General features: G+C 39.8%; 12 protein-coding genes. 4 read left to right on the top strand and 8 right to left on the bottom strand.

What is annotated here, in order from left to right; translation table 11 throughout:
* Positions 1-19: 19 nt before the first annotated feature.
* Positions 20-754 carry a poly-gamma-glutamate hydrolase family protein gene (locus MHH23_RS12600; protein ID WP_335350578.1) on the bottom strand — a complete coding sequence of 245 codons (735 nt, stop codon included), beginning with the start codon at positions 752-754 and terminating at the stop codon, positions 20-22.
* Between the two features lie 583 nt (positions 755-1,337).
* On the opposite strand from MHH23_RS12600, the gene MHH23_RS12605 reads away from it, so the two are divergent.
* Complete coding sequence (locus MHH23_RS12605) at positions 1,338-2,663, top strand: S8 family peptidase (protein WP_135008867.1); 1,326 nt, start codon at positions 1,338-1,340, stop codon at positions 2,661-2,663.
* An 89-nt stretch (positions 2,664-2,752) separates the two neighbouring features.
* Here the strand turns inward: MHH23_RS12605 and MHH23_RS12610 are convergent, their stop codons facing one another.
* From MHH23_RS12610 to MHH23_RS12620, 3 genes are all read right to left on the bottom strand, one after another.
* Positions 2,753-3,901: a Rap family tetratricopeptide repeat protein gene (locus tag MHH23_RS12610; protein ID WP_017359041.1), complete on the bottom strand. Its 1,149-nt coding sequence runs from the start codon at positions 3,899-3,901 to the stop codon at positions 2,753-2,755.
* A gap of 165 nt (positions 3,902-4,066) precedes the next feature.
* Positions 4,067-4,816 carry a poly-gamma-glutamate hydrolase family protein gene (locus tag MHH23_RS12615; protein WP_056704764.1) on the bottom strand — a complete coding sequence of 250 codons (750 nt, stop codon included), beginning with the start codon at positions 4,814-4,816 and terminating at the stop codon, positions 4,067-4,069.
* A gap of 314 nt (positions 4,817-5,130) precedes the next feature.
* Positions 5,131-5,604 carry a CarD family transcriptional regulator gene (locus MHH23_RS12620; RefSeq protein WP_007499456.1) on the bottom strand — a complete coding sequence of 158 codons (474 nt, stop codon included), beginning with the start codon at positions 5,602-5,604 and terminating at the stop codon, positions 5,131-5,133.
* Positions 5,605-5,925: 321 nt separating this feature from the next.
* On the opposite strand from MHH23_RS12620, the gene MHH23_RS12625 reads away from it, so the two are divergent.
* From MHH23_RS12625 to bslA, 3 genes are all read left to right on the top strand, one after another.
* Positions 5,926-6,054: a hypothetical protein gene (locus MHH23_RS12625; RefSeq protein ID WP_340959598.1), complete on the top strand. Its 129-nt coding sequence runs from the start codon at positions 5,926-5,928 to the stop codon at positions 6,052-6,054.
* Positions 6,055-6,194: 140 nt separating this feature from the next.
* A complete protein-coding gene (locus tag MHH23_RS12630; protein ID WP_340959600.1) occupies positions 6,195-6,593 on the top strand; it encodes a hypothetical protein in 399 nt (132 codons plus the stop codon).
* 128 nt (positions 6,594-6,721) lie between these two features.
* Positions 6,722-7,258 carry a biofilm surface layer hydrophobin BslA gene (gene bslA, locus MHH23_RS12635; protein ID WP_017359045.1) on the top strand — a complete coding sequence of 179 codons (537 nt, stop codon included), beginning with the start codon at positions 6,722-6,724 and terminating at the stop codon, positions 7,256-7,258.
* Between the two features lie 139 nt (positions 7,259-7,397).
* On the opposite strand, the gene MHH23_RS12640 is transcribed toward bslA, so the two are convergent.
* The 4 genes from MHH23_RS12640 to cotE form a co-directional block, all read right to left on the bottom strand.
* Positions 7,398-7,574: a hypothetical protein gene (locus MHH23_RS12640; protein WP_019744190.1), complete on the bottom strand. Its 177-nt coding sequence runs from the start codon at positions 7,572-7,574 to the stop codon at positions 7,398-7,400.
* 204 nt (positions 7,575-7,778) lie between these two features.
* Positions 7,779-9,680 (bottom strand): DNA mismatch repair endonuclease MutL, encoded by a 1,902-nt coding sequence (gene mutL, locus MHH23_RS12645; protein ID WP_268431935.1) that lies wholly within the window; start codon positions 9,678-9,680, stop codon positions 7,779-7,781.
* 22 nt (positions 9,681-9,702) lie between these two features.
* Positions 9,703-12,279 carry a DNA mismatch repair protein MutS gene (gene mutS / locus MHH23_RS12650; RefSeq protein ID WP_268431936.1) on the bottom strand — a complete coding sequence of 859 codons (2,577 nt, stop codon included), beginning with the start codon at positions 12,277-12,279 and terminating at the stop codon, positions 9,703-9,705.
* Positions 12,280-12,403: 124 nt separating this feature from the next.
* The gene (cotE, locus tag MHH23_RS12655; protein WP_007499466.1) at positions 12,404-12,949 is read right to left on the bottom strand and encodes an outer spore coat protein CotE; all 546 of its coding nucleotides are present in this window, start codon (positions 12,947-12,949) and stop codon (positions 12,404-12,406) included.
* Positions 12,950-13,323 lie beyond the last annotated feature (374 nt).

Here is a 13,323-nt window from a genome sequence, read left to right on the forward strand (position 1 = left end):
CTTAAGATGTGCACCATCCTTACGTATATTCTTCATCCAGCACCGTTCGAATCGCCCTGACATACCGGTAGAACGTCTCGTTTTTTGTACTCGACCGCTGCCGAAAATCGAAACTGTCAAATAACGCTTCCCGTTGACTTCTACTAATCTCAAGCTGTACACTTTGCCCTGTTTTTGTAAGATTATTAATATTATGATTGCTCGTTCCGCTTAGGGTTGCGTGTGCAACTGCAAGTTCAGCAGAAAAACCGTTGCGCTCTAATGAGTTCACAATTTTCTCAGCACGGTTATAGTCTGTTCCGCCAACAAGGGTGTGATCAATTCCCGGCTCCCCTTTATAACCATGAACAGCTAATACATAATCATGTGCTTTTGCCTGTGCGACTCCGATTGGTTCATCGAAGTTTGTACTTGTAATATGAAGTTCTGATGCATTTTCTCTCAAACCTTCAAATAAGTACGTAGAAAAATCGTTATCAAAAAAATGGACAATCTCACTAACGCCGCCTTCGATTCTCCCGCCATGAGGCGACATCACTAGAAGACGGCTGTCGGGCACTGGATTGGATGTAATTTGATAATGATCTGTTGATTCATTCTCTTCCAGTTCTTTAAAATTGCGATACATATCATTTGAACCGCTTTCGTCTTCTCCACCTGATGACACTGGCTCATCATGTTCCTGTGCTTGCATGGTATAATAGACGCCCCATCCGATGACAAGCAGGAGAAGCAAAGCAAAAAACTTCTTCATTCCCGTTCTCCTTTAACAGATTTCTAAGCCGTTTCTATGATTAATATTGAATCATCATTTCTTTTCATTTTTTCCACATTTTCTCTTCAAATTTGATCATAACACTCTAGATCATGAGATTCCTCAAAAATAAGATAATTGCATTTATATACACAGAAACGCCTCTCCTGATTGAAAACAGAGTTAGAATAGTATGACAAACAAATGAAGTTATGTTTAAAATGACCTAGTTCTACCCAGTCTGTTTTCTTTAATTCGTCTTTTTTTTATGCGAATTTGATTTTTTTCATCTGGAATGAATCACATTTGTATGAGCATTGACCCTGTCTAGAACCCCCTTTTTTCTGCAGAATCCTCTGTTTTACTGGTTCTCTAAGAAGAACTCTCCCACCTATCATCGGCAGTTTTGATATGATTTCCACCTTTTTCTATTATTTTACAAAATGTAAGCGCTTTTCTTTTTAAAGGGAATGAGTCAGCCGCCAATATGAACAAAAGAAGGGACAAGAATCCGAACAAAGATGCTGTCATGTTCATAACGTAAGAGTGTACGAGAATGGATAGCTAGAATGGAGGGCATCACATGTTTGGATTTTCCATGGTACAAATGGTCAGAACACATGCTAGTAAATTGGATCAGCCTTTAAGAGAGACCGTCCTTCACCTCTATAAGCCTTTTAAGTGGACGCCTTGTTTTCTTCATCGTTTTTTTGAAGGAAGGTTAAAGAAGAGCAAGAAGCTTCGGGTCATCATTGAATTTAAAGAAGATGCAGTCGAAGCAGGTATTCAAAGCACAAAGCAGCTAATGAAAAAAAGCAGAAAAACAAACATCAAAAAACATTTTTCACATATTAACTGCTGCGCAGCTGATCTTACCCCTGCTGCTTTAGAGGTACTCTTAGCAAATGGGGAGCATATTCGCAAAATATATTTAGACAGACAGGTACATGCACTGCTGGATGTGGCAACACAATCAAGTCATGCGGATGAAGTCGTCCGAAATGGCACGACCTTAACCGGTGAAGGCATTACGGTTGCGGTCGTTGACACAGGCGTATACCCACATGAGGACTTAGATGGAAGAATTCGCGACTTTGTAGATTTAGTCAAACAAAAAACGAAACCTTATGATGATAACGGTCATGGAACGCATTGCGCTGGGGATGTGGCTGGAGACGGAGCTGCCTCAGACGGCTTGTACAAAGGACCCGCTCCAAAAGCCAATATCATTGGGGTAAAAGTGTTAAATAAACAAGGCGCTGGATCACTTTCTACTATTATAGAAGGTGTTGAGTGGTGCATACAGTTCAACGAAGACCATCCTGATGACCCAATTCACATCATCAGTATGTCACTAGGCGGCGATGCACAGCGTTATGATGACGAACAAGACGATCCGATGGTGCGCGCTGTCAATGCAGCTTGGGATCAAGGGATTGTCGTATGCGTTGCTGCTGGGAACTCTGGTCCTAACAGTCAAACGATCGCAAGCCCTGCCGTGAGTCAAAAAGTCATTACGGTCGGAGCCTATGATGATCGAAATACGCCAGAATCAAGTGACGATGTCGTGGCACCATTTTCGAGCAGAGGTCCAACGGTCTACGGTGAAACAAAGCCTGACCTCCTCGCACCAGGAGTCAATATCGTCTCTCTTAGATCACCAAGATCATTCCTAGATAAACTAGATAAATCAAGTAGAGTCGATGATGATTATACGACGTTATCTGGCACTTCGATGGCGACACCCATTTGTGCCGGTATCTGCGCACTATTATTAGAGCATTCACCAGATTTAACACCTGATGAAGTCAAAGCCTTATTAAAAGAAAATACAAGCAAGTGGTCTGGAGAGGACCCAATGATTTACGGAGCAGGTGCCATCGACGCAGAAAAAGCAATCCAAGAATAAATAAAAAAGCCCTTTACGTTTTTCGTAAAGGGTGTTGTTTTGTCTGTTTTTATGTGTGAAGTCTTTCTTCTACTTGAGCAGCTGACATGTTATGCTTCGTTCTCATACATCTCATCTCCTTTTTGAATGTGCGTACGCGCTTCGATCACAATTTCAAAAAAAGTGGAAGATTCCTTGTACATGTCGCGTTCCTTATAATAATTAGCCGCATCAAGTGCCAATTCCTCTAAATCAGCAAACATTTTTTTGTTTCGTAGTCCCAAAAGGGCTGATCTCAATTGTTCCCAGCTGTCTGTTTCTATATAGAGTGCCTGTAAAAATTGGAATTTCAATTGATAAATTTCATCTCCCAATATAGAGGCCTGATTCATGCCTTCCTTTATAGCCTCACTCGCTCGCTCCATATCTTCGAGTTTAAAACAAGTAAGAGCCAGTGAAAACAATGATTTGATCATCGTTGCAGCTTGATCTTTTTGATAAAGTGAAATGGCTTGTTCAAAGAAGACAGTCGCTGTATGGTAGGTTCCCATACTATAATGACAAGTTCCTAAGTTATTGAGGGCCATCGCCTTAAAATAAGATGTGCATTCTTTTCTTTCCATTGCTTCACACACTTTTAAAGCTTTTTCTAAATACGGGAGCGCTTTTTGATGCTGACTTACATCAATCCAATTACCTGCCATCACAAAATCGCATTGAATGCTTCTTTTTCCATAAAGCTGATGTTTCTTATAGATGTCTCTCGCTTTTTTCGCATAATGCATAGAAAAATAGGTTTGTTTCATATGATAGTATACTTCAGCAATTTTATAATAAAATTCCGCTTTTTCGATCTCATCTGTCACTAAGATCAGCTGATGTTCCGCATGCTTATAATAGGAAATGGCTTCGATATACCGGTGCTGGGTAAATGCATACATTCCATGGAAAAAATGAAAGTAATAGCCCAATAAACCCGTCATCTCATCTTCTGCCTCTTCAATTTCTTTTGGAAAAGAAACCGCTTGAAGCGATTCATTCCCTGCATGGACTGGCGTTAAGTGCTGAAGCATCATTTGATGGCGAAAATCCATGAGAGAATAATAGAGTAATAAATCTTGATCTTCTTCCATCTCATGAATGTCTTCTTCAACAAGGCGCTTCATATCGTTTGCCTGATCAACTTCAAATTTGCAAATATGTGTGTACCATTGATTGATTTTTACACCTACTTCGGAAGATGGTATTTTGTGTGCCATCCACTTCAGCCCCATTCTATCATATCAAACTGATAACTATTATTTTACATAATTTATGATTTTAAGGCAAATTGTCATTTATTTCATATTTTATGTTGATTTTGCACATTTCTATCTTTTTTACCAAGTTTAAAGAGAGTACTTTTTCCCATCAAAACCTTTTTTCTACGAAGAAGGGTCGAATTCTCTAAGCACTTCTTTTAAACCACTGACATAGCGACTAAATGCTTTTTTCTTTCCTTTTCTCGTATCAAAGTTGTCAAAAAAGGCTTTTCTCTGCGCCGTACTAATTTCTAACTGGACACTTTCGCCACTGGCATTTTGATTATTAATGTTGTTTGGATCCGTTCCGGAGAGGCGCTCGCCTTTTTGCACGAGCTCTGCGGAGAAGCCCCGGTCTTTTAGTTCTCGCACAACCGCTTCTTGCATTTTTTCGTTTGTCCCGCCCACAAGTGTATGTCTTCTATCACTTTTATAGCCGTGGATAGATATAGAAAAGGGATATGTTTTAATCATTTGAACCAAAATCGGTTCATCGAATTTTGTACTAGTGATATGCAAGTCACGATTGTTGTCTTGTTTTGTCCCTTCAAATAAATACGTAGAGTACTTCTTTTCAAATGCTTCTACAATTTCACTTGTTCCTGGTTCAATTTCGCCGCCGTGAGGAGAAAAGACAAGTAAGTCACTTCCCCCTTTTTCATGAAACTCTATCTCATAGCCGTCTCTTTCATGCCGTATAAGCTGTTTAAAACTTTCATATTGATCCCCTTTTTTTCGCTCTTTCTTATACTTTTCTACTTCTTCATGATGTTGTTTTTGCTCTTTATTTTCTTGGATAGAATGGCTGCATTTCACCATTAAAAGAGCACACAGGATGAGAAAGATGAATCCACATATGAGTAGTCTTTTCATTTCACCGCTCCTTTTCATTCTCTTCGATGTCATCTTATCGCATTATTTTACTATCAATCGCTAAAAGAATTCAAAGAATGTCCGGCTCCTTTTCATGAATCAGGAGAACTTACCTGTTTTTTTATGTTGCCTTAGGTATTTTCGGCTTCTTTAAAACGGTTCATGTGCAAGTAAAAACTAAATCCTATGACCTCATTTTAGTTTTAGTCAAAAACACCTACAAAATTGGGAATTTTCATCTTTTTTCAAATAAAAAAGCTGTAAACAAAAGGAATATCTCCTTCTGTTTACAGCCAGTCTCTGTATATCCAGCATTAAACTCTTAATTCATTCTCTAATGCTGTCAGCACTTCATCTTGCGACATGCCTTGTGCCAGTGAAATTTCGCTCACTAACATGCCCCGTGCATCTTCAAGCATCTTCTTTTCACTAGAATTTAAGGCTTTTTTCTGATTACGTCTCATCAGATCTTTAACAACGTCTGCGCCATCTTCAATCGAACCTGTTTTTAGCTTTTTCAGATTTTCATCATATCTTTGCTTCCAAGTAAGCGTGTCGTCGTTTGTTTCTTCTGCAAAATTGTTCATCACAACTTTCAGCGTAGCTTGATCAGCTACCGGACGTATACCTAGTTGATTGATTCTGCCTTTTGGGACCATCATCTGCATATTCGGCATTTGAATCAGAAAATATTCCTGCGTCTTACCTAAAATCTCTTTTTCTTCCATTCCTTCAATCACACCGGCTCCATGCATTGGATAAACAATTTTATCACCTATTTGAAACAAATCCGCCACCTCCGAAAGTATTCACAATATCATTATAACACATTTCAGCAGAGGATAAAAATTTATATTTTATCATGTTAATTTAGCACTAGTCAATTCTTTTTATTTGAGTTTTTAAAGAATTAGCCTTTTTTTACAAAAGGAGCGCCACCATCCAGTCCTCGTACACCTTTCTTGCATATACTAGCATTGAGTCACATTTAGGAGGGATGACAATGTGCAAATGCAAGAGCAAACATTCCCACTCAAAATGCTATAAAAAGCATGACGATCATCACCATATTGATCCGTGTGAAAAAAAGAAGTTTTATCATAAAAAAGATGATTGGTTTGAGAGCGATTTTTGGGATACGTCAAGAAGCTACGATCCCCATTATTTTCCTAAAAGTGTCTGCAGCAGATGTAAGAAGCGTCGCAGAAAAAGACATAGCTTCTCATTTTAGTGTTTGACGCTGCACCTGCTTTTTGTTTTCCCGGCTGAAAAGCCGGTTTTTTTGTTGCATGTCGTTCTTTTCTTTCATATGGATAGGCTCATGAAACAGGTGCAGCTCATAAGATATGGCAACCTGAAAAAAAGGATGAGATACAAAATGAATAATATGAATAACCAAACCAACCATTACCATCAAGGAAATCCCTATCACACGTTTGAAAATGTGTATACAGCCAATCATGAGCATATGATCGCACCAAACATGCATGACCATATGAATATGCCAAATCATTATCATACCGGTAAAAAAGATGCTTATAGCGGACACCACCCGCATCATCATTCAGCCTATTCCCCTTTTACGAAGCAGTATGAACCCTATTCAAATGTACAGATGAACGATCACCATCACTTCGGTCACTACGGCGGTTATGGTATGGCTCCCTACCAGCCATATGGCTATCATGATATGCAGATGATGATGCCGGCAAATCATCATCTGACAGGAAATGCTTACGGAATGAACCAACCAAATGCATTCCTACCCCGTTATTAATAAAAAACAAGCAAAATAAGGGTATAAAATACCATTTAATGACATATAGGAATATGGTAACCTTATAGGTAAATAATGGATGTAATCATCTATTATTTACCTATAATCAACCAAGGGGGAAGGAAGAAATGAAGAAAACATGGACAATCATTATGATGGGGATGCTTACATTGGTCATGGCACTCTCAGTACCGCTAGCCGCATCAGCTGAAGGGGCTAAAACAGAGGAAGGCAAAGCTTCAACAAATGCACGACCAGCTGCACTTTATGCAAAAATCACAGGAGCAAGTAAACAGGAATGGTCTTTTTCTGACATTGACCTGACTTACCGTCCAAATTCTGTTCTTAGTATTGGTGCAGTTGAATTTACTTTACCAGCAGGTTTTCAAGCCACAACAAAGGATATTATCAACGGAAAAGCATTAAAAGACAGTTACATTTTGAACAACGGAAAAACTGTCCGCATTCCAGCTCGTTTCGATTTATTCGGAAGTTCCCAATATACATTACAACTTTCTCATAAAGTACTTCCTGCTGCAGGTACATATACGTTCCGCGCAGAAAATCGTGCGATCAGCATTGGTTCCACATTTTATGCAGAGGATACGATTGATATTAATAAACGGCCAGTTGTCGTCACACCGCCAAATCCATGCGGATGCTAAACAAAAAAGCGCTCTAAGAGCGCTTTTTCTCATTCATCACAACCCTTGCCGCTGTGCTTACTGCATTTTATATAATTGTTACACCATATCTCATGATGGTCTGTCATCATTTAGTTGGCAAACCCATATATGGCGTTTTTTATTGTTGTTTTTGCTCTTTTAGTTTTTTAAAAATCACAAATTGATATACGCCAAATAGTAAGGTTAGAATCATCATTGCGGTAAATAGTTGGTCGACTGGAAGCAAAAAATATACGACAAAAAAAGATAAAAGCAAAACAAAGTAACCTATATTGAACGCTTTTTTGAATGTCATCATATTCCCTCCTTTTTACAATCATATCACGCTTCACCTAATCGTATAACCAAATAACAAAAACCCCTATCCATTTGAGGAAAGGGGTTATCCTTACAACATGACAGCGGATGTTTATCTTCACATCACAAAAACACGAAACAGACTATCGGATTGAAAAATTAATTGGTGGGCAAACCAATTCACCCACCAGCTAAAATCCTTCTACATCACCCGTTTAAACATTTTTTCCATTTCATATGTGGAATGATGAATTATAATCGGCCGGCCATGCGGACATGTAAATGGGTCTTGTGTTTGCCGGAGTTCATCTAATAAGGCTTTGATTTCATCGTGACGCAAATGACGATTTGCTTTAATCGAGCCTTTACAGCTCATCATGATCGCCGCTTCTTCTCTCAGTTTCTTGATATCCACACGCTTTTCATCAAGTACTTGCTGAATGATTTCTTCGATGAGTTCAGCCTCTTCTCCTTTAGGAAACCACTGCGGATGCGATCGAACGATATAGCTGCCTGATCCGAATGGCTCTAAGAAGACCCCTACTTTTGCTAAAATATCGATATGCTCTTCAATAATCAACATATCGTTTTTTGAGTAGTGAAAGGTTAATGGAACAAGCATTTCTTGCACTTCCTGTTCAATGTCTCCTACCTTTTCACGAAAGTACTCATACTTGATTCGCTCTTGGGCAGCGTGCTGATCGATGATATAAAGACCGCGTTCATTTTGAGCCAAAATATACGTTCCGTGCATTTGTCCAATCGGATACATCACAGGGACACGTTCACTTTCAGCCTGATGCTGGGCTGCACTGTCTTCCAGTATCACTTCGTCATGTTGTTCATGCGAAGCTGCAGATTCCTCTACATATACATGATCAAACGTTTCTTCAGACGATGCTGGTAAAGTCGCTTCCGTACTTTCCGGTTCACGCCCCCCGTATGTGTCGTTCTGACTGGTCTCGTATACAGCCGATTCGAGCGAGTCCGGCTCATAGGAAACAGGTGTTTCCATTCGGCTATTCATTGTTTGTTTAGAATCAAAAGATAAGGACTGCTGCTCATTTTTCACTGCTGGCATTGGTGCTTTTTTTGGCACTGTAGCACTTGGAATGAGCTGCTGCTTTTGAAAGACGTCCTTAATCCCTTGTTTGATCAATTCATGAAGTTCCTGCTCTTTACTTAGTCTTACTTCAAGTTTAGAAGGATGTACGTTCACATCGACTAAAATTGGGTCCATCTTCATCTCAATAAATGTAATCGGATGGCGTCCGATCGGGAGCAGTGTATGGTATCCTTCATGAATGGCTTTCACCAGCGGGAAATGCTTAACATATCTACCGTTGACAACAGAAGACATATAATTACGTGATGCCCTTGTCACTTCTGGTAAGGAAATATAGCCTTTTACTTCAAAATCAAGTGATTGTACATGTAGTGGCAGCATTTTTTTGGCCACTGCCGTTCCATAAATGGCCGCAAGCACATGCCGCACATCTCCGTTTCCATTTGTTTGAAGCAGCACTTTTCCTTGATGTCGCAAACGAATCGACACTTCTGGATGAGCAAGTGCAATTCGGTTCACAACATCAGAAATGTTGCCAAGCTCCGTATGAACAGTTTTCATGTATTTTAGACGGGCTGGCGTATTATAAAATAAATTGGTGACCACAATTTCCGTGCCGCGACGGCCAGAGGTTTTTTTCTCCGAAATGATCTTCCCGCCTTGGAGAGCTAAGTGTGTTCCAGCACCTTCACCGGTACTTGTCTTCATTTCTAAGTGAGAGACGGAGGCAATACTTGGCAGCGCCTCCCCCCTGAAACCGAGCGTCCTGACACGAAACAGATCATTTTCATCTTTGATTTTACTCGTCGCATGACGCTGAAAGGCGAGCTTACAATCTTCAGCATCGATTCCCACCCCATTATCAATAATTCTAATAGAAGAAAGTCCTGCTTCTTCTACATCGATTTCAATGACAGTACTACTAGCATCGATCGCATTTTCCACGAGCTCCTTCACGACCGAAGCCGGGCGTTCGACCACTTCACCAGCTGCAATTTTATTTGATAGGTCATCGGATAACTGAATAATCTTTGCCATTTCTTGCTCACCTCACCTTACATTATAATTTCTTTTGCAATTCATATAGCTTTGTCATCGCTTCAAGCGGTGTCATATCCATTAAATTAAATGACTTCAATTCTTCGATCACTGCTTGATCTTTGTTTTTCAGCACAGGTTTTGTTTGCGGCTTTTCTTCCACTTCAAAGAAAGAAAGCTGCTGCTTTTCCTCAGCCATTTCTTTTTTCGGGGCTTTAGAGACGCGCGGAATCACTTCATGTGATCCGCTCTCAAGCTCTGTTAAGATGGTCTGGGCTCGATCAATGATCGCATCAGGCAGTTCAGCAAGCTGCGCTACATGGATGCCGTAGCTTTTATCCGCTGCTCCTTCTTTGATTTGATGTAAGAAAACAACTGTCCCTTCATGTTCTTCAGCTCGTACGTGGACATTTTTCAGTTCGCTTAATTGGGATTCAAGTACCGTCAGTTCATGATAATGAGTGGAGAAAAGGGTTTTGGCACCAATATGATCATGCACAAATTCAATGATTGCCTGTGCAAGAGCCATTCCATCATAAGTGCTTGTCCCGCGTCCAATTTCATCAAATAAAATCAAGCTGTTCTTTGTCGCATGTACCATCGCATTTTTTGCTTCGAGCATCTCTACCATAAAAGTACTTTGACCAGAAATCAAATCATCTGCCGCCCCAATACGTGTAAAGATTTGATCAAAAATCGGAAGGGTTGCCTTTGATGCTGGCACAAAACAGCCAATTTGCGCAAGAATCGAGATCAATGCCATTTGTCTCATATATGTGCTTTTCCCTGACATATTCGGACCAGTAATGAGCAAGGTTTGTCTCCCTTTGCCCATTTGGCAGTCATTCGGCACATACTCTTGATGATCCATCACTTTTTCAACAACAGGATGACGACCATCAATGACTTCCACTTCATCTGATGAAAATTCAGGGCGGACATAACGCCGCTTTTCACTCACAGTCGCAAAGCATTGCAGCGCATCAAGCTCACTCATTTGTTTTGCGAGCAGCTGTAATCTAGGAATATAGGCTTTTACTTGTTCCCGAAGCGCAGAAAATAGTTCATATTCCAATTCACTAATATTTGATTCCGCCTCAAGAATAAGGGCTTCTTTTTCTTTCAATTCAGGTGTAATATACCGCTCTGCATTGGCAAGGGTTTGTTTTCTTTCATAACGGCCTTCTTCTAATAAATGCGTATTTGCACGGGTCACTTCGATATAGTAGCCAAACACTTTATTAAAGCCGACTTTCAACGATCGAATGCCTGTATATTCTCTTTCTTGCTGTTCAAGACGAGCAATCCAGTCTTTCCCATTTCGGCTCGCATCACGATATTCATCTAATTTTGCATTGTAGCCATCTTTAATCAAATTGCCTTCTTTTAACGTCATCGGCGGATTCTCATAAAGAGCATCTTCTAATAAATCAAGTAAATCATCGCATGGGTCAATGTCATTTGCTCTAGATTTCGCCATATCCTCCGGGAGAGAATGGACAAGCTCTTTAATAGCCGGCACTTGTTTGAGAGATTCTTTCAATTGAATAAGATCTCGGGCATTCACATTTCCAAATGCCACACGGCCCGCTAGACGTTCAAGATCATACACTTGCTTTAAACGTTCTCGCAGATCCTCTCGCTCAAAGAAATGTTCCATCAAAATTTGCACCATTTCCTGGCGTTCTTTGATTTGTGAAAGGCGGATGAGCGGACGATCGATCCATTGCTTCAGCAATCTTCCACCCATTGCCGTTTTTGTTTCATCTAAGAGCCATAATAAAGAACCCTTCTTGCTTTTTGAACGGATGGTTTCTGTTAATTCAAGGTTTCTTTTTGAGTAAAGATCAATTTTCATCGTTTGTTCAAGCTCAAATACTTGAACTTGCTGAAGATGATCAAGACTCCTTTTTTGCGTTCTTCTTAAGTATGCATAGAGTGTGAAAAATGCTATTTTCAGATGCTCGTCAAGATGAGAAACGAGTCGTTCAGCTTCATCTATTAATTCATCGCTATCTTCGTATGAGATGGTCGCTTGGCAGCGTTCCTTCAGGGTTTTCACCGTTTCTTCATCGAGCTGCTTTGATACCACAATCTCTTTTGCACCAACAGAATAAATTTCAGACACAACTTCATCTAACCGCTCAATGAAAGCCGCCATGTTTTCACCTGTTGATAAATCGGAAAGCGCAAGACCGTAGCCATTTTGAAAGCTGGAAACAGACGCGATAAAGTTATTTTCGTTTTCATTCAGTCCTTTGCCATCCATGACCGTACCTGGTGTAATCAGTTGAACGACCTCTCTTTTGACCACACCTTTTGCCGTTTTAGGGTCTTCCACCTGCTCACAAATGGCGACTTTATAGCCTTTTTCTATCAGTTGTTCTATGTATGCAGACGCAGAATGATAAGGAACACCACACATTGGAATCGTGCCGCCATCCCTGCTTGTTAACGTAATTTCTAATTCTTGTGCTGCTTCTTTTGCATCATCAAAAAACATTTCATAAAAATCGCCTAAGCGAAAAAATAAAAAGGCATCTTGGTAATCTGCCTTGATCTTTAAATATTGCTGTATCATGGGCGTATAACTTGCCATATTTCTAATCCCTCACTATATTACTTTCGAATTCATACCATCTTTCATTATAGCATAAAAATTCACCTTTTTTCCCTAGATCAAGGCACAAAAAAACTAGGGGGATATGCGCCCTAGTCATCAATTACTCTTCTGGATCACCCGCGAGGAATTCTGGATGAATATCTTCTAATTCCTCATCCACTTCTTCTTCCCATTCGTGATCATCTTTTTCTTTCCAGCTTGAATTGACTTCTACAACAATTTTGGTTTCCCCTACTACTTCAGCAATGAATTCACGCTCTGCTTGAACGACAATTTTATTGCCATTTGGAGAAATGGTGACTTCTAAGCAATTGGGCTGCTGTAAGACTTTCGCAATCACTTCGTGCTCATCATCAAGAAAGTTTTTATCTTTATATCTCAGCTTGATGATATCTACATATTTTACACGTTCTGTGACCACTTCGGTTTTCGTGTTGTCTGCGTAAGAATACCACACGTTAATATCAAATGTACCTTCAATCTCAACTGTTTTACCGACCTTTTCAGCATCGTACTTATGATTAATGATCCAACCGCCTAGGATGCTGGTTGGTTTTTGCGATGGAGAAATGGTGTGTGTGCTTTGGGTAAATTTCCTCCCTTTTGCAACCACCGCTTTTGTAATAATTTCTCTGTATTCAGACATTCCGGCATGCCTCCTTGTTCTTGATCGTTTTATCTTATGCTGGGCATTCGTCTAGTGTGTCACGATTTTGAGTCTCATGTTCAATTAAATTCATTTCTGTTTCAGTGTATGCATGGTCGCCCATAAACTTGCCTTGAAAATTGGAAAAGTTGGAGAGTGAGAGATTGGGGTTGACTGAAATGGTGTAATTTGATGTAATAAAGTTAGTAGCCCTTCTTTATATAGGGAGGGATTTTTGTGAAAGAGTTTCATATTATAATAAATATTTTTGGATTAAGCATTGAGTTTCAATTTAAATCTTCTAATCTGTAAAATCAATTCATTTTTAGTTTAAGACATTTTTATGGTATACAGGGGCTACTGCATCAACATTT

It is taken from the genome of Bacillus sp. FSL K6-3458 (assembly GCF_038005045.1).
In the GTDB taxonomy this organism is placed as follows: domain Bacteria; phylum Bacillota; class Bacilli; order Bacillales; family Bacillaceae; genus Bacillus; species Bacillus altitudinis.